14 protein-coding genes and 1 pseudogene are annotated in these 19855 nt (G+C 70.4%); 7 read left to right on the top strand and 8 right to left on the bottom strand.

Annotated elements, in window-relative coordinates:
- The first annotated feature begins 16 nt into the window (after positions 1–16).
- Both eccCa and M2271_RS11370 read left to right on the top strand, forming a co-directional pair.
- Positions 17–3988, top strand: coding sequence for a type VII secretion protein EccCa (gene eccCa / locus M2271_RS11375; RefSeq protein ID WP_280887038.1), 3972 nt, complete (start codon positions 17–19; stop codon positions 3986–3988).
- A gap of 349 nt (positions 3989–4337) precedes the next feature.
- The gene (locus tag M2271_RS11370; protein ID WP_280887016.1) at positions 4338–5189 is read left to right on the top strand and encodes an SDR family oxidoreductase; all 852 of its coding nucleotides are present in this window, start codon (positions 4338–4340) and stop codon (positions 5187–5189) included.
- Here the strand turns inward: M2271_RS11370 and M2271_RS11365 are convergent.
- Positions 5137–6351: a S8 family serine peptidase gene (locus M2271_RS11365; RefSeq protein WP_280887015.1), complete on the bottom strand. Its 1215-nt coding sequence runs from the start codon at positions 6349–6351 to the stop codon at positions 5137–5139. The genes M2271_RS11370 and M2271_RS11365 overlap by 53 nt on opposite strands.
- A gap of 277 nt (positions 6352–6628) precedes the next feature.
- On the opposite strand from M2271_RS11365, the gene M2271_RS11360 reads away from it, so the two are divergent.
- Positions 6629–9946 carry a right-handed parallel beta-helix repeat-containing protein gene (locus tag M2271_RS11360; protein WP_280887014.1) on the top strand — a complete coding sequence of 1106 codons (3318 nt, stop codon included), beginning with the start codon at positions 6629–6631 and terminating at the stop codon, positions 9944–9946.
- A gap of 1022 nt (positions 9947–10968) precedes the next feature.
- Here M2271_RS11360 and M2271_RS11355 read toward each other — a convergent pair.
- A pseudogene (locus M2271_RS11355) lies at positions 10969–11763 on the bottom strand (3'-5' exonuclease); the annotation flags it as partial.
- Positions 11754–11936: an AAA family ATPase gene (locus tag M2271_RS11350; protein WP_280887013.1), complete on the bottom strand. Its 183-nt coding sequence runs from the start codon at positions 11934–11936 to the stop codon at positions 11754–11756. The gene M2271_RS11350 and the pseudogene M2271_RS11355, both read right to left, overlap by 10 nt.
- A gap of 155 nt (positions 11937–12091) precedes the next feature.
- On the opposite strand from M2271_RS11350, the gene M2271_RS11345 reads away from it, so the two are divergent.
- On the top strand, positions 12092–12322 hold the full coding sequence (locus M2271_RS11345; protein WP_280887012.1) for an antitoxin: 231 nt from the start codon (positions 12092–12094) through the stop codon (positions 12320–12322).
- Positions 12319–12741 carry a type II toxin-antitoxin system VapC family toxin gene (locus tag M2271_RS11340; protein ID WP_280887011.1) on the top strand — a complete coding sequence of 141 codons (423 nt, stop codon included), beginning with the start codon at positions 12319–12321 and terminating at the stop codon, positions 12739–12741. Before M2271_RS11345 ends, M2271_RS11340 begins: the two co-directional genes overlap by 4 nt.
- Here the strand turns inward: M2271_RS11340 and M2271_RS11335 are convergent.
- Entirely contained in the window at positions 12627–13925 is a 1299-nt protein-coding gene (locus tag M2271_RS11335; RefSeq protein WP_280887010.1) for a hypothetical protein, read from the bottom strand. The genes M2271_RS11340 and M2271_RS11335 overlap by 115 nt on opposite strands.
- A 1199-nt stretch (positions 13926–15124) precedes the next feature.
- Here M2271_RS11335 and M2271_RS11330 point away from each other — a divergent pair.
- Positions 15125–15433: a hypothetical protein gene (locus tag M2271_RS11330; protein WP_280887009.1), complete on the top strand. Its 309-nt coding sequence runs from the start codon at positions 15125–15127 to the stop codon at positions 15431–15433.
- Between the two features lie 212 nt (positions 15434–15645).
- Complete coding sequence (locus M2271_RS11325; protein ID WP_280887008.1) at positions 15646–16446, top strand: HAD-IB family hydrolase; 801 nt, start codon at positions 15646–15648, stop codon at positions 16444–16446.
- Between the two features lie 69 nt (positions 16447–16515).
- On the opposite strand, the gene M2271_RS11320 is transcribed toward M2271_RS11325, so the two are convergent.
- The 4 genes from M2271_RS11320 to M2271_RS11305 all read right to left on the bottom strand — a co-directional run bounded on the left by M2271_RS11320 (position 16516) and on the right by M2271_RS11305 (position 19820).
- A complete protein-coding gene (locus tag M2271_RS11320; RefSeq protein ID WP_280887007.1) occupies positions 16516–16722 on the bottom strand; it encodes a hypothetical protein in 207 nt (68 codons plus the stop codon).
- Between the two features lie 104 nt (positions 16723–16826).
- A complete protein-coding gene (locus tag M2271_RS11315) occupies positions 16827–17963 on the bottom strand; it encodes a ketoacyl-ACP synthase III (RefSeq protein ID WP_280887006.1) in 1137 nt (378 codons plus the stop codon).
- Between the two features lie 108 nt (positions 17964–18071).
- Positions 18072–19028, bottom strand: coding sequence for a hypothetical protein (locus M2271_RS11310; protein ID WP_280887005.1), 957 nt, complete (start codon positions 19026–19028; stop codon positions 18072–18074).
- A 168-nt stretch (positions 19029–19196) separates the two neighbouring features.
- Positions 19197–19820: a hypothetical protein gene (locus M2271_RS11305; protein WP_280887004.1), complete on the bottom strand. Its 624-nt coding sequence runs from the start codon at positions 19818–19820 to the stop codon at positions 19197–19199.
- Positions 19821–19855 lie beyond the last annotated feature (35 nt).

Below are 19855 nucleotides of genomic sequence, written 5' to 3'. Positions count from 1 at the left end.
AGACGGCCCCTTGAGTGTGGTCCTGTTCCGCCGCCCGGCCCGACGCCGCGGCCCGGATATGCCCGACGGGGAGCTGACTCTCCAGGAGCCACCGACGCTCCCCGAGATCGTGCCCGACACCACCGCCGTGTGGACGTATCTCCCCATGGCGCTCATGTCCGTTTCCATGATGTTCATGTTCATGCGACCCGGCATGACCAGGGGCAGCGGCGGATTCATCTATCTCGCCCTGGGACTGATGGTGGTCGCCTCCGCCGCCATGCTCATCGGTCAGATGATGAAGCGCAGCGGCGAACGCAAGCAGCGCCTCAAGGGCGAGCGGCGGGACTATCTGCGCTATCTCACCCAGATCCGGCGCAAGGTGCGCGGCGCCGTCGTCGACCAGCAGCGGGCGCTGGCCTGGCGCCACCCCGAGCCGGCCGCCCTGTGGTCGATGGTGGGCACGACACGGCTGTGGGAACGCAGGCCGCGCGACGAGGACTTCGGCGAGATCCGGGTGGCGGTCGGCGACCAGAAGCTGGGCCTCAAGCTGACCCCGAGTGCGACCACCCCCGTCGAGGACCTGGAGCCGCTCAGCGCGCACGCCCTGCGCAGCTTCATCCGCGCCTACGGGACCGTGCCCGAGCAGCCCATCGCGATCTATCTGCGGGCCTGGGCCCGGGTACTGTTCCGGGGCGACGAGGAGCTGATACGTTCCACCGCCCGCGCCATCATCGCCCAACTCGCCACATTCCACTCGCCGGACGACGTGTGGATCGCCCTGTGTGTCTCCGACGAGCGGCGCGCGGACTGGGAGTGGGCGAAGTGGCTCCCACACAGCCTCCACCCGCACGACACCGACGGCGCGGGCCCGACCCGGATGACCGTCTCGGCCCTCAACGAGCTGGAGGACCTGCTCGGCGCCGAGTTCATGGAGAGGCCCCAGTTCGACCCTGACGCCGTCCCCGGGCGGGAGGAGCCGTTCACCGTGATCGTGGTGGACGGGGGCAGCGTCCCGGGCGGCCACCGCCTGGACGGTCCCGGCTTCCGCAACGCCGTCGTACTGGACCTCACCGGAGCGCTCAGCTGGCGGCCCGGCCGGGTCACCCTCCGCTTCGAGGTGACCGAGGACTCGTTCGCGCTGGTACGCACCGACCGGGACCGCAAGGAGCAGACCACCCGGCTCGGCCGCCCCGACGGCTTCGGCCCGACGGGCTCGACGGCGCTCGCGCGGCGGCTCGCCCCGTACCGCATGGGCCTGGGTACGAGCTCGGACTCGGCCGAACCGCTCGCCACGAACGTCGAACTGACCGCACTGCTCGGCATCCCCGACCTGCACCGCCACGACCCGCCCGAGCTGTGGCGACGGCACACCGGGCCCAACCGGCTGAAGGTGCCGATCGCGGTCGGCGCGGACGGCCAGCCGGTGGAGCTCGACATCAAGGAGTCCGCCCAGGGCGGCACCGGACCGCACGGCATGCTGATCGGCGCCACCGGCTCCGGCAAGAGCGAGCTGCTGCGCACGCTCGTCCTCGCGCTCGCTCTGACGAACTCCTCGGAGACGCTCAACTTCGTCCTCGTCGACTTCAAGGGTGGCGCCACCTTCCTCGGCCTGGACGAACTGCCGCACACGTCCGCCGTCATCACCAACCTGGCCGGCGAGGCGGCGCTCGTCTCCCGTATGCAGGACGCCCTGCACGGCGAACTGATGCGCCGCCAGGAGCTGCTGCGCTCCGCCGGCAACTACACCTCGGCGCTCGACTACGAGAAGGCGCGGGCCTCCGGGATCCCGCTGGAACCTCTGCCCAGCCTGTTCGTCGTCGTCGACGAGTTCAGTGAACTGCTCGCCGCGCACCGCGAGTTCATGGAACTGTTCGTGATGATCGGCCGGCTCGGCCGAAGCCTCGGCGTGCATCTGCTGCTCGCCTCGCAGCGGCTCGACGAGGGCCGTATGCACCAGCTGGAGAGCCACCTCTCCTACCGGATCGGCCTGCGTACGTTCTCCGCCATGGAGAGCCGCGGCGTCCTGGGCGTGCCGGACGCCTACCAGCTGCCGCCGCATCCCGGCAGCGGCTTCCTCAAGTCCGGTGTGGAGGCGCTGGCCCGCTTCCGCGCCGCGTACGTCTCCGGCCCGTACCAGCAGCGGGGCGGCAGCGCCAACCAGGCGCGGGTGGCCAGCCAGACCGTGCCGTGGACGAACAGTTACGTCGTACCCAGGCAGCTGCCCGACGCGCCGGAGCCCGAGCCATCGGGGGAGCCGGACGAGACCGGCGACACGCTGCTGTCCGTGGCCGTGAAACGGCTCCTCCCCGCCGGTCCGCCGGCCCACCAGGTGTGGCTGCCGCCGCTGGACCTGCCGGCGACGCTGGACCAGGTCCTGCTGCCGCTCACCCCTGACCCGGAGCTCGGGCTGACGACCGTCGGCTCGCCGAGCCGCGGACACCTCAAGATCCCCATCGGCATCGTCGACCGTCCCTTCGACCAGCTCCGCGACCTGCTGACCGTCGACCTGTCGGGCGCGGGCGGGCACATCGCCATCGCCGGTGGCCCGCAGAGCGGCAAGAGCACGATGGTGCGCACCATCCTGACCTCGTTGGCGCTCACCCACACGCCGCGTGAGGTGCAGTTCTACTGCCTCGACTTCGGTGGCGGCACGCTGGCGGGGCTGGCCGGGCTGCCGCACATGAGTGGTGTCGCCGCGCGCCTGGACAAGGAGCGGGTGAGCCGTACGATCGCCGAGGTCACCACGCTGCTGGCGATGCGGGAGCGGTTCTTCCTCGACCACGGCATCGACTCCATGGCGACCTTCCGCCGCCGCCGCGCCGCCGGGGAGTTCCCCGACGAGAAGCACGGCGATGTGTTCCTGGTGATCGACGGCTGGTCGACGGTGCGTCAGGACTTCGACCGGCAGATCCAGACGTTCGGCTCGATCGCCTCGCGCGGCCTCAACTACGGCATCCATCTGATCGTCACCACCGCCCGCTGGGTGGAGCTGACGTCGTCGATCCGCGACCAGGCCGCCACCCACCTGGAACTGCGGATGGGTGACCCGATGGACTCCGAGATCGACATGCGCCGCGCGGCGACCGTACCGCGCCTGCCGGGGCGTGGCCTGACCCGGGACGCCAAACTGCACTACCTCACCGCGCTCCCCCGCATCGACGGCGTGGAGTCGGCCGACGATCTGACCGACGGCGTCGCCGGCCTGGTCGCGGCGGTCAAGGAGAGCTGGCAGGGCCCGCCGGCCCCGCCGGTACGGATGCTGCCGACCCGCCTGCCGGTCGCCCAACTGCCGGCGCCGGAGGGCGACTTCCGGGTGGCCATCGGCCTGGAGGAGGAGCGGCTGACCACGGTGTGGCACGACTTCTCCGAGACGCCGCACATGATCGTGGTCGGCGACACGGAGAGCGGCAAGACCAACATGCTGCGGCTGACGGCCAAGGCCATCATGGACCGGTACACGCCCGCGGAGGCCCGGATCATGCTCGTGGACTACCGCCGCGCGCTGGTGGAGGCGATCCCGGACGAATACCGCCTGGGGCACGCGGTGTCCATGGACGCGCTGAAGGACCTGGTCTCCGGGGCCGCGAGGGCCGTCGCGGCTCGCTCACCGGGCCCGGAGATCACACCGTCCCGGATGCGGCTGTGCGACTGGTGGACCGGGCCGAGGCTGTTCATCCTGGTCGACGACTACGACATGCTGGGCACGGGCCCGATGAACGCGCCCTTCGACCCGCTGATGAACCACCTGGCGCTCGGCTACGAGGTCGGTCTGCACCTGATCGTCTCCCGCTCGGCGGGAGGCGCGGGCCGCGGCCTCGGGGAAACCGTCATGCGCCGCCTCCAGGAGGTCAACACCCCGGTCCTGCTGCTGTCGTGCCCCCCGTCGGAGGGCTACGTCCTGGGCAGCCTCAAGGGCCGCAACCTGCCTCCGGGACGAGGCACGCGGGTCACCCGGCGCAAGTCGACAGAGATACAGACGGCGGTGCTGGAGGACGAAACGCTCTGAGGTCGGGGCGCCGTGACGCCCCGACAGCCCCGGGAGGCCGGGGACGGGTCCCCTCGGGCCGCCCGTCCCCGGCCTGGCGGCCGTGGGCGGCGGATCGGAGCGTACGGCTGAGTCGGGGGCGGCCGGACCCGGTCAGGCTGCCGATTCCCCCGGCTCGTGAACGCGACGCCGTCTTCGACAGGGCACGCAGTCGGAGTCGCTCTCGACGGGTCCGCGGAAGAGTCCGACTCGCGTTCAGCAACATGCGACTGGAAAGGCGACAGAAGATGTCGGGTTTCCGCGAAACCATCATGTCGCCACCGTCCGACCGGGCGTGGGCCCAGCGGCACTCGGATACGGAAGGACGCACATGGCAGCATTGGAGGGCAAGGTCGCTCTCGTCGCAGGGGCGACGCGGGGAGCGGGCAGGGGGATCGCGGTCGAGCTCGGCGCGGCCGGGGCCACCGTCTACGTCACCGGCCGCAGCACCCGGGGGCAGCGATCGGAGTACGACCGCCCCGAGACCATCGAGGACACCGCCGACCTGGTGACCGCGGCGGGCGGACGCGGCATCGCGGTCCCCACCGACCACCTCGTCCCTTCCGAGGTCCGCAGCCTGGTGGACCGCATCGCAGCCGAACAGAGTCGCCTGGATGTCCTCGTCAACGACATCTGGGGCGGTGAGCACCTCTTCGCCTGGGACGCCCCCGTGTGGGAGCACGACCTCGACAAAGGGCTGCGGTTGCTGCGGCTCGCGGTGGACACTCACGCGATCACCAGCCACCACGCCCTGCCCCTGCTCCTGCGCAACCAGGGCGGGCTGGTGGTCGAGATGACCGACGGCACGGCCGAGTACAACCAGGACAACTACCGGCTTTCGTTCTTCTACGACCTCGCCAAGGCATCGGTGCTCCGCATGGCCTTCGCACTGAGCCGCGAACTGGAGCCACGGGGCGCCACAGCGGTGGCGCTGACGCCCGGGTGGATGCGCTCCGAGATCATGCTCGACAACTTCGGCGTGACGGAGGAGACCTGGCACGACGCGTTGGAGCGCGAGCCGCACTTCTGCATCTCCGAGACCCCTGTCCGAGCCCCTGGTACGCGGCGTAGCACCAGTGCTGCGGGGGTCTGGACAACAGCTTCTGAGCTCGGCCCGGGCGCCGCGCGCCCTACCCCCTGCTGTCCGCCGGCCGCCAGCCCCGCGCGCGTCCCCGCGGGATGACCGCCGCCCCGGCGGCCACGAGCAGCACCACCGCGCCGCCCACGCCACCCACGACGAGCGCGCGCGTGCGCGGCTCCGACGACACCATGGGCGGGACCACCGCCGCCTCGGGTCGTGGCGTGGCCCCCTGACGGGCTGCCAGCAAGGCGGTCAGCGCGGCATACGGGTCCAGCCGCGGCGGCGCCGCCGGGTAGGCCGCCTCCGTGAGCTGCCGGGAGACCTCCGCCGCCGTCATCCGCGGGTAGCGCGCCCGCACCAGCGCCGCCGCCCCCGCGACGTTCGCGGCGGCGAGCGAGGCACCCGAGCCGATGAAGTGCCCGTCCCCCTTGGGCCCGACACTCACCACCGCGTCGCCGGGAGCCGCCAGGTCCGCGCCCGGCACCACCGGGGCGTTGGTCGGCCGCTTGCCGTCGGGACCGTAATCCGTCACCGCCAGCACCCCGGGCGCCGCCGCGGGCCAGTACCAGGGCTCCGGCGTCACGGTACCGCCGGTGGACCGGTCCCTGGGCATCGAGTCCGGGGCGAGCGGAGCGACCACCAGGGCGTCCTTCCCCTTGGCGTACGCGACGGCGTCCGTCAGGACCGCCTTGCCGGTGGGCAGCGCCCGCGCGACATAGATGACGGAGGCCCCACCGTCGGCCGCCTCCCGTATCCCGGCGGCGACCCCGTCCGCCGTGGCGACACCGCGCTCGTCCGCACCCCGTACGGCCAGGATCCGGGCCTGGGGCGCCAGCCCCGCCGGCCCCTCGCCCTCGCTCTCTTCGCGCGCCGCCGCGATCAGTCCGGCGGCGAACGTGCCGTGCCCGACGCAGTCCTGGCCCGCGTCCCCGAGCGCCGAGACCCGCCCGGACAGGCCGGACGCGTCCTCAGCCACCCCGGTGTCCACCACCGCGACCGTCGTCCCCGCGCCCTGCGAGAGCGGCCGGGCTCTGGCCATCCCCAGAGCCCCGTGTGTCCACGGCTCGGCCTCGGCGTGCTCGGCGGAGGCTCCCGCACATGGCTCGTCCGCCTCCAGCGCGGACCGTACGACGGGCAGTTCCACCGGATCGGCCGCGGCGGGCACGGCTCCGGCGGCGGTCAGCGGCAGGGCCACGAGCAGGACGGCGGCCAGCGCCGACGTTCGGGGGCGGCGAGAGATACGAACACGGCGCATGGCGCGCATGATAGGCGCCGTTGATGACCGCGGAACGCACGGGTGGGGACCCGCGTACATACGACAAAGGCGCGTACGGGTCCAACTCGCCCGAATACCTCTGTATAGGACTCAGCGCCAACAAGCAGGTGAAGTCCCCGGTCCCTCCTGGAACATGACGGCCCCGGTCCCGTAGCCTTCACCGCGTGCGCACCGCCGCACCCGGCATCCCCGGACTACCTGCCCCTCCCCGCCCCGGCGAGGGAGGAGGCGCGCGGCGGCGACACCACAACGAGGAGGATCGAGCGTGTCACGCCAGTTGCTCAGGGTCTGCCCGGACCAACCGGACAGCTTCCGGACCATCGGTGAGGCCCTGGCGAAGGCACGTACGGGAGCGGTGATACGGGTCGGTCCCGGCCGTTACCCCGAGAACCTCACCGTCAAGACCCGCGTCACCATCGTCGCCGAGAGCGGCCCCGGCACGGCCGAGATCTGCCCGCGCCGCGGCACCGCGGTCTCCCTCGTCGCCGACGCCGTGATGCTCACCGACCTGACGCTGCGCGGCGGGACCGAGGACCTGCCGGTGGTCGACGCGCCGCGCGGCCAGGTCGCGATGGACGGCTGCACGGTCGTGGGCTCGGGCTGGACGGCCGTCCTGGCCCGCGAATCGGGCTCCGTGGCCATGCGTGACTGCCGGGTCAGCAACCCGTCCGGCGCCGGAATCGTGGATTCCGCCCCCACGGGCAGCATCATCGCCGGCTGTCTCGTCGAGAACCTCGGCACCTCCGCCATCGTCATCGGCGCGGAAGCCCGTACGACCGTACGGGACTGCCGTCTGCGCGATGCCCGCGCCAACGGCATCCTGGCCTCGGACGAGGCACAGGGCCAGGTGGAGGACTGCGACATCTCCGGCACCGACAAGCCGTCCATAGCCCTGGAGGGCCGCAGCGCCACCCGCATCGTGCGGACCACCGTGCACGACACCTCGGTCGGCGTCTACATCACCAGCGCCTCCCGCCCGTTCCTCGAACAGGTCACGGTCCGGGACACCACGGGCCCCGGAATCATGCTCGCCTCGAACGCCGACCCCGAGCTGCTGAGCTGCCGCACCGCACGCACCAAGGGCAACGGACTCGCCGTCACCGAACGCTCCCGCGGCAGCTTCCAGGACTGCGAATTCGACAGCGCCGCCGCCCCCGCGATCCGGGTGACCGGGTCCAGCTCGCCCACCCTCACCAGCACCATGGTCCGCGACTGCGCCGACAAGGGCACGGCCGTACTGCTGGAGGACGAGTCGTCGCCGGAGTTCGACGGACTGGTGATCACGGACTCGGCCGCCGGCGCGATCCGCATACGGGCCGGCGCCAACCCGCTCGTGCGCGGCGCGCGGATCACCGCGCCGGGCAGCCACGGCGTCGAGGTGGTCGAGGACGGGCGCGGACGGCTGGAACACAGCGAGATCGACCGCGCCGGCGGCGCCGCGCTCCGGATCGCCTCGGGCGGCAACCCCGAGGTCCGCGACACAGTCATGCGCGGCGCGAGCGAAGCCACCGTCTCCGTCGGCGCGGAGGGCCTCGGCACCGTCCGTGACTGCTCGATCGAATCCGGCTCGGCATCCGGCATCAGCGTGGAGAGCGGCGGCGAACTGTCCGTGCTCCGCGCCCACATCACGGACTCCGCCGCCCACGGCATCCTGGTGACGAACGGCGGCCGGGCGACCCTCAACGCCTGCCAGATCACCGGCAGCGTCGGCGACGGCATCCGCATCGACAGCTCCGAGCCGGTCTCCGTCGTCGGCTGCACCGTCCGGGACAACCGCGGCGCGGGCATGCGGCAGTCCCGCGCGAGCGAACGGCTCACGGTGGAGGACCTGAACAGCGCGGGCAACGCCGTGACGGACGCCTGGGGCGACACCCTGCTCGAGGGAGCCGGCGCGGCCGGCCCCGGCGGCGAGAAGAACAAGGTCCCCGAAGGCCCCCTGGCGTCGCTGGAAACACTGGTCGGTCTCGCCGACGTCAAGCATCAGGTGCGGACTCTCGTCAACCTCAACCAGCTCGCCCAGCGCCGCGCGCAACTCGGCATGCCCGTACCGCCGATGAGCCGCCATCTGGTCTTCTCGGGCCCGCCCGGCACCGGCAAGACCACCGTGGCCCGGCTGTACGGCGGCATCCTCGCGGACCTGGGAGTGCTGCCCTCCGGCCACCTCGTGGAAGTCTCCCGCGCCGACCTCGTCGCACAGGTCATCGGCGGCACGGCCATCAAGACCACCGAGGCGTTCAACGAGGCGCTCGGCGGTGTCCTGTTCGTCGACGAGGCGTACACCCTCCTCTCCGACAGCAAGGGATCCGGCGCCGACTTCGGCCGCGAGGCCGTCGACACCCTCCTGAAACTGATGGAGGACCACCGCGAGGACGTGGTCGTCATCGCCGCCGGATACACCGACGACATGGACACGTTCCTCTCCTCCAACCCGGGCCTCGCATCCCGCTTCACCCGCACCATCGAATTCGCCAACTACTCGGTCGACGAGCTGGTGACGATCACCGAGAACATGTGCGGGACCCACCGGTACGAGCTGGACCCGCGAACCCTGGAAGCCCTCGCCAAGCACTACGAACGGATGCCGCGCGACGCCACGTTCGGCAACGGCCGCGCGGCCCGCAGGGTGTTCGAGGAGATGGTGGACCGGCAGGCATCCCGGCTCAGCTCCATGACGAACCCGGCGGAGAGCGACCTGAGTCTCCTGCTGCCCGAGGACGTGGGGGAGAACAGCGCCGCCGCGGCCGACAGCGGACCGGGCTCCGAGGAACTGCTCGCCCAGCTCAACTCCATGATCGGTCTGACGGCGGTCAAGAACGAGGTGACCGCCCTGGTCAACCTGCTCACCGCCACCAGACAGCGCCAGGCCGCCGGACTGCCCACGCCGAAGATCAGCCAGCACCTCATCTTCTCCGGCCCGCCCGGTACCGGAAAGACCACGATCGCCCGGCTCTACGCGGACCTGCTGCGCTCCCTCGGCGTCCTGCCCAAGGGCCAGCTCGTCGAGGTGGCCCGCGCCGACCTGGTGGGCCGCTACGTGGGCCACACGGCGCAGCTCACCAAGGAGGCGTTCGAAAGCGCCCTGGGCGGTGTGCTGTTCGTCGACGAGGCGTACACGCTCACCCCCGAGGGCTCCGGCTCCGACTTCGGCCGCGAGGCCGTCGACACCCTCCTGAAGCTGATGGAGGACCACCGCGACGAGGTCGTCGTCATCGCCGCCGGATACACCGACGAGATGCAGCGCTTCCTCTCGTCCAACCCCGGCCTCGCCTCACGGTTCTCGCGTTCCGTGGAGTTCGAGAACTACACCACGGACGAGATGGTCGACATCCTGAGCGGGCACGCCGCCGGGTACGGGTACGACTGCGCGCCGGAAGCGGTCGACGCGCTGCGCATCCACCTGGACAGCCTGCCGCGCGACCGCTCCTTCGGTAACGCCCGCACGGCCCGCCAGATCCTGGAAACGATGATGACCCGGCAGGCCGGCCGCCTCGGCTCAATGCCCGCTCCCAGCCGGGACGACCTGCGCCTGCTGCTCCCGGAGGACCTGCCGCCGCAAAGCGCGGCCCCGCGCGTGAGGGGCTGAGCCCCGGCCTCGCGGACCACGGGGTGTGCCGGCTCCTGTGAGCCGGATGAGTCGCGGAACGTGACCTCGGCCAGGTTCAGCGTCACGCGGATCTGTCCGGAGCCGGTCAGCCGCTGGGCCTGGGTGCGCAGGGCGGGGGCGGTCGCGCTGTCGGCCTCTCCGGCGACGGCGAGCACGGCGAGGGCCGCCGGTCCTGGTGCTCGACGGCGCAGAGCTGAGACGGCGGCGCGGGGGTCTCTTCGGGCATTTCTGACTCGCCGCGTGTGCTCGTCACGGTGTCATCCGGCCGGTAGGGGCAAATCGCCCGACACCGCGCCTCCGGCGGAGCACGAGCAGCGGACGCGGCGACGGCTGGAGCGGAGCCGCCGGGGCCACCGGCGCGAAGGGCGACGCCGGCGCGGTCGCGGACATTGCCGGTCATGGTCTGGACCCCGGAGCAGACTGCCGTCTTCCTCGACTTCGTCGCGACGGACCGGCTATACACGCTCTGGCGGCTCATCACCTTCCGAGGCACCCGCCGAGGGCAACCACCGCTGCACGCGGATTGCACGTTTGGCCACCGGTCGGCCACCAGGGAGCGCATGGCGGGGCCTCTGGGCTGACGCATCAACAGAAGTTACGTCAGGGAAAAGCAAAAGCCCCAGGTCACGGCGAGTGAGTCCTGAGGCTTTCACAGAGCCGCCTTCGGGATTCGAACCCGAGACCTACGCATTACGAGACCATGAGTGATCGTGTTGCTTAGTGCTTCGCCATACTGTCCGGTGACGTTTGTGCTGGTCAGAGCACGTGCTGGAGATTGACCCGTGCTTCTTCGTGATGCACCGTCCAAAGGCGTCTGTCCACCGGCTGTCCACCGGTGAGGCAGCAGGAAGAGGTCAGCGAGGGCACTGCGTGGCTGTCAGCGTAGCTCCTGACGACGCAAGACGGGCAGATGAGAGGGCTTGTCCGACCTCGACAAAAGCACCTTCGTCGGCAGCGAGTGGAGGTGTGCCCTCGATCGGCAGGCACCCCCGGCGGTCGGCTCAGTTCGGAGCGGATCCCAACGTGTCCCAGGGAGAGGGAGCTTCGCGCTCTTGGCGCGGATGTGTTCCGCCGGGGTTGCCATCGGGGTGCTGGTTGATCCAGCCCAGGCCGCCGATGTCGAGTCGGTGGCGGGCGCGGGTGACGGCGACGTAGGCGAGGCGAGCTTCGGCGTCGTCGATGTCTCCGGGCAAGGGGTCACCGTTCTCGTCCGTCTCTTCTTGGTCCATCGGCTCGGTGAAGTCCTCGCCGATGCGGACGGAGGCCCATTCTCGCCCTTTGGCCTTGTGGGCGGTGGAGACCACGATCTCAGCGCCCTGCTCGACCGAGAGTTTGTCCACCGCGTCGAGGATGACGTCGACGCCGTGTTCGTCGACAAGATCGACCAGGGGAAGCAGGTCACGGCCCGACGGGTCGTATTCGGCGTACTCCTGCAGCTCGCCCCAGGAATCGAAGAGGATCAGCTCGGGGTGGGTGCTGCGCTTGCCGGCCTTGAGGTCGCGGGCAGCTCGGGCAAGGGCGCGCAGGGCCTCGCCGCCGCCGACGAGGGCGACGCGGCGCCCTTCCTCCAGCAGGCGCATGACTTCGAGCATCGCGCCGACATTGGACCGGCACAGGATCGCGTCCGGTTCCTCGACACGTTCGAGGCGGGTGTTGATCACCGGGGTGCCGGTCAGCCGGATCGGCGAGTCGACGATATGCAGCCACCGGTTGGCCTCCTCGGCGAGCGCGGAGCCGAAACGGAAGGACTGGGACAGGGCCAGCTGGGTACCGTCGAAGGCGCTCATCACGCCGCGTCGTTCGCGATCGACTTGTTGAACGCGATGTACCGGCCTGATGTGGTTGTACTGGCCGCGAGCATCGCCAGCGTCGTCGTCTTCCCGGTTCCGGCGCCGGCCTGCAGGACCAGGTGCTCCCCACGCCGGAAGGTATCGACAGCCGTGCTCTGCTCAAGGGTGGGTGCGGGCATCGTGCTCCTCAAAGGGTGGATGCGGCTCCATAGCGCGATCGCACGGTGACACACAGAGACGTTCCGCGTCCGGCGATCACAGAATCCGCTGCCCCTTCCGTGCCCGCCAACTCGCGACGACTGCATATTGCCTGCACCGCTGCTAAAATGACGGCATGACCGCGATCACGATTCGGGATGTCCCGGACGACACAGTCAACGCTCTGAAGGTCCGCGCCGCACAGGCGGGCAAGTCGCTCCAGGCGTACGCCCTGGACCTTCTCTCCCGGGAGGCCGTCAAGCCCACCCTCGCGGAGATGGCCGCACGCCTGGAGCGTGAAACCCGCACCGAGCTCAGTACGACCGACATCCTCGACGCCGTCGAGGACGGGCGGGACCGACGTTGATCGTCATTGACTGCTCCAGCCTCGTGCACTTCCTCCTCGACCACGGCAAGACCGGAACCGCGATCCGTGAGCGAGTAGGCCGCGCCGACACTCTCGCGGCGCCCGGCCTACTGGACTACGAGATCACCTCGGCCGCCTTCGGGCTGGCCCGCGGCCGGCGAGGGGGCAAGCCGAAGATCACGGAAAAGGAGGCCCTGAAGGCGATCACCGACTACCAGGCCCTCGCCCTCGACCTGCACCCCACGCTGGTCCTGTGGCAGCGCGTACGCGAGCTGTCGAACAACCTCTCCGTCTACGACGCGCATTACGTGGCCCTCGCCGAGAGCTTCGGTGTTCCGCTGCTCACCAGCGACGCCAGGATCGAGCGCAGCGGAGCAGCACGCTGCACGATCGAGACCTTCGAGGCATCCAGCACCTGACCCCCGCAGCACCAAACGCGCGCGGTTCCACAACCCATGAACGGTCTGTGAGGCTCCATAGCTGTCGCACTGGGTCTGGCCTTGGCGTCCGCCGCGCCCCGATCAGATTCGGGCGCTCCCCTTGCCTTGAGCCGGAGCGGATCCGTCCGGGGGGTGGTCCTGTGGCCGTTGACCGTCTCGGACGTGGTGCGGCCCAGCGCGTCGCGTTCGAAGACGACTTCCGCGTCCGGGTTCACCGCTGAGGTCATCTGTCCGGTCGCTGCGTATGCATACGTCGTCACGTCGCCGGCGTCATCCCGCTTTTCGGTCACCCGGCCAAGCGCATCCCGCGTGAAGCGCAGAGCCTCTCCCGCGCCGTTGGTGCGCGAGGTCAGCCGGCCCGCCATGCCATGTGTGTATGTCAGTGTGCGCCCGTTGAAGTCCGTCTCCGCGACCAGGCGGCCCGCCTCGTGGTAGGTGTACGACCATGTCAGCCCCTGGGGGTTGGTGACTCCTGTCAGGCGCAGTTCGGTGTCGTAGGCGAAGGAGCAGGTCGTGCCGTCCGGGTCCGTGCGAGTGGCGGTGACGTCGAAGGGGGCGGCCATGTGGTGCGTGCTGTTACCCGCGGAGTCGGTGTGGCTGAGGAGGTTGCCCTCCGCGTCCCACCTCCACGACTCCCTTGCCCCGTCCGCCAATGCGCGCCAGGCGGACTTGCCCTCCAGTGTCCAGCCCAGCCGGGTGCTGTGTCCCAGCGGGTCGGTCACCTCGACGACACGGCCGAAGGAGTCCCGGCCTATCGACGTCGTGTGGCCCAACTCGTCCGTCAGGGCCACGGCCAGCCCGGCCACGTCGTACGCCACCGTGCGGGTGTGGCCCAGCGCGTTCGTGACCGCCGTCGGGCGGCCCTGCGCCTCGTACACGTACCGGGTCTCGGCGCCCACCGGGTCGACGGTCGTCAGCAGGTTCCCCTGCTCGTCGTAGGTGTGCAGCCAGGTCGCCCCGCCCGGCTCCACGACCTCCGCCGGCAGCCCGAACGCGTTGTACGCGGCCCGCGCCACCGTGCCGTCGGGCAGGGTGACCTCGGTCGTGTTCCCCGCCTCGTCATACCCGTACCGCGTGGTCCGTCCCAGTGGATCAGTGACGGCGAGGGGCTTGTCGCCGTGCTCGTTCCACAGCAGACCCGGTGTGCTGGGCGAGTGGTGCATCAACGGTCGAGGCGGACCCCCGGGACGGCCGCCACGATGCCCGAAGCAAATCACTCACCGTGTCCGGCGCGTCAAGCGGCTCGCGAACACCTCAACATGCGAGCCCACCAGCCCCGGGGCCGGGGTCGGCGATTCACTGTCGGCCACGGTGCCCGCTTGGCAAGATTGCACCCTCGGCCTGATTGTCGGCTACCTACAAGGCATCTGTGAGCGCTGAGCCCAGAAAGATGGCTCCTGATGGCCATCCCAGCACTGTTGCTGCACGCATGGCCGCACGTTGGCCACACTTGATCCTTGATAGCTCATCAGCTAACGCCGCCGTCACCACAAAAGCCCAGCTCAGGGGCAACACCTCTGGACATCACTACAGAAGCTGCACCTTGAACCTACGCGTTGCGATGCGTAGACTGCACGTGTCCGATTAGCCCGGATTCCAAGGTCAACAGAAACAAGAAACCCCAGGTCAGATGCCTGACCTGGGGTTCACCACAGAGCCGCCTTCGGGATTCGAACCCGAGACCTACGCATTACGAGACCGTGAGGGATCGTGTTGCGTGGTGGTTCGTCGTGCCGCGTAGTGACGTTGTGCCTGATCAGAGCGCGTGCAACAAGTTGACCCGCGCCACCCGGTGCTGCACCGTCCAAAGGCGTCCGGCCACCGGCTGGCCACCGAGAAGGCCCCACTGGTGGCAAGAAGCAGGGTCACCGAAATTGTAGGCCTCCCACAGCCCCTTCGTACGCGTGCCGGGTCTCCCGCAGGTCGCTCCAGAGACGGCCCCTTCCAGCGTGGCCGGTGCAGACCTCGCCGGTCGGCTGTTCCCGAGCCCGTCCTTCAGGTCCGTTCCTGACCAGCTAAAACCCCTAGCCATCGACCAACCAGTGGTGACAGGATCCGCAGCATGACCTATGGAATCGAGTCTTACCCCACCCGATGAGCGCCCAGGCAGGCGGTGGAGTCCCCGCCCCTTGGCCCTCCCTGTACGCATACGCGCTGCGCCTGTACCAGTCGAAGCCCGCCGGTCGACTGCCTCACGGTGGCTACCCGTGCCTGACCCGCCACAACTGCGTGCACGTCCAGGTTGGCGCGAGGCCCAAGCAGGTGCGCGGGATACTCTCGCACCCCTGCTATCCAATCCGGACACGGTCCGTGCCACCGATGAGATCCACCGCACCTGGCTCGCCTCGGTGGGCCGGAGGACGTGCCCTACCTCAAGGTTCTCGGCCTGCTGAGGGTTCTCGCCCGTCCCGTGGTCGGCGCGCTCACCGCCCTCGACTGCCCGGCAGCAGCCCTGGTCTGGCTGGCCAACCACGCCGAGAACCGAGCCCTGCGCCACCTGATCGACGCGATCGCCGAACGCCGCCGTATCCAATGGACCCGGCGGCGTTTCGGCGGGCTGCCCCTGGAAGACACAGCGGCAGCCCGTGCTCTCGGCCGCCAACTGACACCGCGGCCGACTACGACACGGAGATCGAGCGTGCTCGAGCTTCTGCCGAATCGACTGGCCTAGCTTCCAGGCGGCGCTGCCTGTCGGCTACTCGATCTGGCGGGACGTCCCTGGCCACCGCCTGAAGCGGGCGCTGGAGCGGCTGCGTGCCGTGCATCTCGGCGACGCCTCGGCCTCCCGCTCGCCCCCTCTGGCACCCCCTTGCTCAAAATGATACCTTCACAAACGAATTTTACTGTGGTGCGGAACCGTGCCGCTAAGGGAAGGACAAGTCCATGAGCCTGGCGACAACAGTTGAAGTGGCTGCCACCGAAGAGGTGCACAGTCCCGCCTACCTGGTCTTCTGCGACGTCGACGAGACACTGATCAGCCTCAAGAGCATGTTCGACTTCCTCCGCTTCCAGCTCGTACGCCGTCACGAGGCGGAAGGGGAGAAGCGGTACCAGCGCATCGCCGGGGAGTTGCGGCGGCAGTCCGCGGCAGGAGCACCCCGGGCCGAGGTCAACCGCGCCTACTACCGCGCCTACGCCGGCGAGAGCGCGGCGGAGATGGCGCAGCTCGGGCGGGTGTGGTTCGCACTCGGCGCGGCGGACCCGAAGTTCTTCATCGCCTCCACCGTGGCGGAGCTGGCGCGCCACCGCGCCGCCGGGGCCGAAGTCGTCCTCGTCTCCGGGTCTTTCGCCCCCTGCCTGGACCCGATCGCCGAACGGGTCGGCGCCGTCCACCTCCTGTGCACCTCGCCGACCGTCGAGAACGGCGTCTATACCGGCGAGGTGCCCGAGCCCGTGATCGGCGAGGGCAAGCGGTCGGCGGTGCTGCGGATGCTCGCTGAGCACCCCGGGATCAGCCCGCTGGACTGCTTCGCCGTCGGCGACCATCCGTCCGACTTCCCGATGCTCGACTGCGTCGGCCATCCGCGCGGCGTCGGCGACGACCCCGCGGTACGGGAGTACCTGGACCGGCGTCGGGAGCAGTCCGCGAGCGCCCACCCCGGCCGCGCGCTGGCCTGCTGGTCCATGGGCCGGGACGAGCACTCCGAGGGTTGCTCGGGGAACTGCGCACTGCCGCTCGACTGAGGAGTCGCACCACACGCTTTGAGGGGCGACGGTCCAAGGCCGTCGCCCCTCAAAGCGCGTGCACGGGGATCAGTCGATGCTCCGGCAGATGTGCGGCTCCAGGGCCGGGTCGTCGGTCTCGCCGGCCAGGCGCAGGACGGGCGTTTTCGCGCCGGGGCTCGTATTCATCAGGTACCAGCGCCCGTCGCCCTGCACCGAGGCAAGCGTTCCGTTCGCCAGGACGTACAGCCGGGGTGCGGTCAGCGGGGCGATGGGCTCGGTCTCCATGATGGTCATGTCGGCTCCTCCGGGGGTTGGTTGACGCGTGTATGGGTCTGTTCGCCTTACTCGTTGTCCGTACGGGGCTGTCCTCGGGCGGCGCTCGTCCGCACGCGGGTGCGTTATCGGGTGCCCGCCAGCGCCGGTTCCCGGTTCGCCCCGTACGGGATCCGGGCCTCCACCGCGGCCGTCGTACGGACCGGGGCGGGCCGGGCGTGCCGGGTCGGCGCCCAGCGCAGCAGTGCCGATCCGACGGACATGCCCCCGCCGAACGCGGACAGCACGGTCAGGTCCCCTTCGGCGAACAGGCCGCGCCGGTGGACGAGGTCCAGGGTGATGGGCACGGAGGCCGCCCCGGTGTTGCCGTTGAGGGCGAGCGCCAGGTGCATGCGGGCGGCGCCCAGGCCGAGGTCGGGCCAGACCTCGGCAAGCATCACGCCGTTGGCCTGGTGCGGCACGAAGTGCCGCACCTCGCGGCCGCCGACGCCCGCCTTCGCGAGGAGTTCCTGGATGGCTCCGGGCAGGTTGTCGTGCACGAACCCGCGCACGCCCCGCCCGTCCATCGTGAAGTAGTGGGCGCCCTCCTCCAGCGTAGCCGCCGACGCCGGGCGCCTGCTGCCGCCCGCCGGTACGCTGATGAGCCCGTGCTGATCGCCGCGCGTGGTCAGGCTGGTGGTGATGGAGCCAAGGTGCGAGGGCACCGGGCCGAGGACGACCGCGCCGGCGCCGTCGCCGAACAGGATGGCCGTCTTGCGGTCGCTCCGGTCCAGGATGCGCGAGTAGATGTCCGCGCCGATCACGACGGCGTACGGGCCGCCCGGCCCGCTCCCGCGCCCCTGCTCCCCCGGCTCCGGCTCCGGCTCCGCACGCAGCATCCGGTCCGCAGCGGTCAGCGCGAACATGAAACCGCTGCACACGGAGTTGACGTCGAAGGCGGCGGCGCGGCTCGCGCCGATGAGGTGCTGGACGATGGCGGCGGTGGCGGGCTGCGGATGGTCGGGCGTCGAGGTGGCGACCACGACGTACGAGATGCGGTCGGGCGTCAGGCCTGCCTGTTCGATGGCGCGCCGGGCGGCTTCCGCGGCGAGGTCGGAGGTGGCCTCGTGGACAGCGGCGCGGCGCCGCTGTCGTATGCCGGTCTTGTGCTCGATCCATTCTGCGGTCACCCCCGCCGCGGCACCGACCTCGTCGTTGCCGACGGCGGTGGCGGGAAGGTAGGAACCGGTGCTGATGATGCCGATGGGCTGGGCGGTACTCATGTGGACTCACTCCTCGGTTCGGGGCTCGATGCGTTACGGCGGAACGCGGCGTCGATACGGCGGTGGGCCGCGTACGTCGATACGGCCGTGGACCGCGTCCTGGGCAGGTCAGTTCGCCGGGATCGTCGTGAACTCCCGGAAGCTCGGCCCCCGGAGCTTCAGCTGGGCGTGGATGTCGCCGCCGAGGCCGAAGTGGCCGATGGCGCCGCCATAGTTCTGCTGGTAGCTCATCCACAGCACGACCACGTTGATCACCCGGTTCGCGCCCGGGGTGCAGTCCGCCGGGAACGGGTTGGGCAGCGTCGCCCGGTAGTGGGCCATGCCGTTGCTGTCGCTGATGAAGGCGTTGGGCACGCCAAGCGGTCCGGGGCGGGTCGGACCCGCCGGGTCGAGGTCGTGCTCGCGCAGCGACATGACGGTGTAGAGGCTGTCGGGGATCAGGCCGGTGAAGGCGAACTTGAAGTCGGCGCCGCGCCGGTGGGCCGGGACGTGAACCTCCAGCTGGGCGCGGGCTTTCACCCACTGGCCGAGGGTGATCGGTTCGCGGACCTTCGGGCCGTCCTCCTCGCGCAGGTCCGGGATGGGAGCGCCGTGCAGCGGGTAGCTGGGGCGCTTGACCTCGTGTGCGTCAGGGCGCTGCTCGGGGGCGAAGAGCATCGGGTAGTTGTTGCAGGGCAGCGGCAGCGGGAGGGTGTGGAGCTCGGTGCCGGCGTCGGTGGACACGGGGTCCACGCAGTCGAGTTCGCGCACGATGTCGTACGGCAGGTTCTGGCCGAGCGGCGGCAGCGGGCTGTCCGGTGAGACCACCGCGCTGCCCCACTCGGAGACGACGGTGCCGAGAGGGCCGGGTCGGTTAATGCGCCCGATGACGACGAAGTCGCCGTTCTCGTCGACAATTTCACTCGGCGGGTACAGCGGACCCTGGGTGGTGATGCTCAGGTCGTAGGTCCGGGTCATGGCGGTGGACGGGGCGGGCGCGGCGGCCGGGACGGTGGCGGGCGCGGCGGCCGGGACGGTGACGGGCGCGGCCTCCAGTGCGGCCTCGGATGTGGATGCGATGGTCATGGTCGGTGCTCCTTTGCCTGTACGGGCGGCCGGCACGGGCGGCACGAGCCGGTACGAACGGCCGGCCACGGGACGCCTTTCGGGGGTCCCGCGACCGGCTGCGGGGAGGCGGGCACTGTGGTCCCCGGACGGGGGAGGACGGAGACCACAGCGCCCCGGGGAGGTGGATCAGGCGGCGGTGATGCGCTCGTAGATGCGGGTGTACAGGCCGTGGTCGCCTCCGGTGATGTACGTGTCGCCCGCCTCGCGGACGATCTGCTGGTAGCGCGGGGAGGTGAAGGCCTCCATGTACTTCGCGGGGTCGGCGTTGAAGCCGGACACGAACATCACGCCGGGCTCGGTGCTGGCCAGCGAGTGGAACGCCTGGAAGCTCTCGACCTCGTCCGAGGTGCGCACGACGTCGAAGATGGTCTCCTCGCGCCAGGCGCGGTACTGCCGGTAGACGCGCGGCACGACCTCGACGTGACGCATCTGCACGTAGCGGGTGTCGGGCAGGGCGCCGGCGGCCGGCTTGGGCGCCTCGACGAACTGCAGGATCTGGCGGCGGAAGTCGCCCTCGCCCTGCGGGCCGACGGCCTCCCACAGCTTCCACCAGTCGGCGCGCAGCTCCTCCATGCGGTCGAAGCCCTCCAGCGGCGCGAGCTCCAGGACGGAGTTGGTCTCCAGACCGCGGTAGAGGATCCGGCCTTCGAAACCGGACGCGTCGTTGTGCTTCTGCCAGGCAGCGGCGGCGGCCTCGACCTGCTCGGGCTTGACGTCGAGCTCGGTGGCGGTGATGAGGGCAGCGGACATGACGGGTCTCCTTGATGTGTGAAGTGAGTTGCACG

Source organism: Streptomyces sp. LBL (assembly GCF_029893585.1).
Lineage (GTDB): Bacteria > Actinomycetota > Actinomycetes > Streptomycetales > Streptomycetaceae > Streptomyces.
Note: the sequence above shows the minus strand (reverse complement) of the source record. Positions and strands in the feature narration are given on the sequence as shown.

What these genes read in the sequence shown, in the direction of transcription:
- M2271_RS11370 (WP_280887016.1), top strand. Translation starts at nt 4,338, where the DNA reads ATGGCAGCATTGGAGGGCAAGGTCGCTCTCGTCGCAGGGGCGACGCGG.
- M2271_RS11365 (WP_280887015.1), bottom strand. Translation starts at nt 6,351, where the DNA reads ATGCGCGCCATGCGCCGTGTTCGTATCTCTCGCCGCCCCCGAACGTCG.
- M2271_RS11350 (WP_280887013.1), bottom strand. Translation starts at nt 11,936, where the DNA reads ATGCCCGCACCCACCCTTGAGCAGAGCACGGCTGTCGATACCTTCCGG.
- M2271_RS11345 (WP_280887012.1), top strand. Translation starts at nt 12,092, where the DNA reads ATGACCGCGATCACGATTCGGGATGTCCCGGACGACACAGTCAACGCT.
- M2271_RS11335 (WP_280887010.1), bottom strand. Translation starts at nt 13,925, where the DNA reads ATGCACCACTCGCCCAGCACACCGGGTCTGCTGTGGAACGAGCACGGC.
- M2271_RS11325 (WP_280887008.1), top strand. Translation starts at nt 15,646, where the DNA reads ATGAGCCTGGCGACAACAGTTGAAGTGGCTGCCACCGAAGAGGTGCAC.
- M2271_RS11320 (WP_280887007.1), bottom strand. Translation starts at nt 16,722, where the DNA reads ATGACCATCATGGAGACCGAGCCCATCGCCCCGCTGACCGCACCCCGG.
- M2271_RS11315 (WP_280887006.1), bottom strand. Translation starts at nt 17,963, where the DNA reads ATGAGTACCGCCCAGCCCATCGGCATCATCAGCACCGGTTCCTACCTT.
- M2271_RS11310 (WP_280887005.1), bottom strand. Translation starts at nt 19,028, where the DNA reads ATGACCATCGCATCCACATCCGAGGCCGCACTGGAGGCCGCGCCCGTC.
- M2271_RS11305 (WP_280887004.1), bottom strand. Translation starts at nt 19,820, where the DNA reads ATGTCCGCTGCCCTCATCACCGCCACCGAGCTCGACGTCAAGCCCGAG.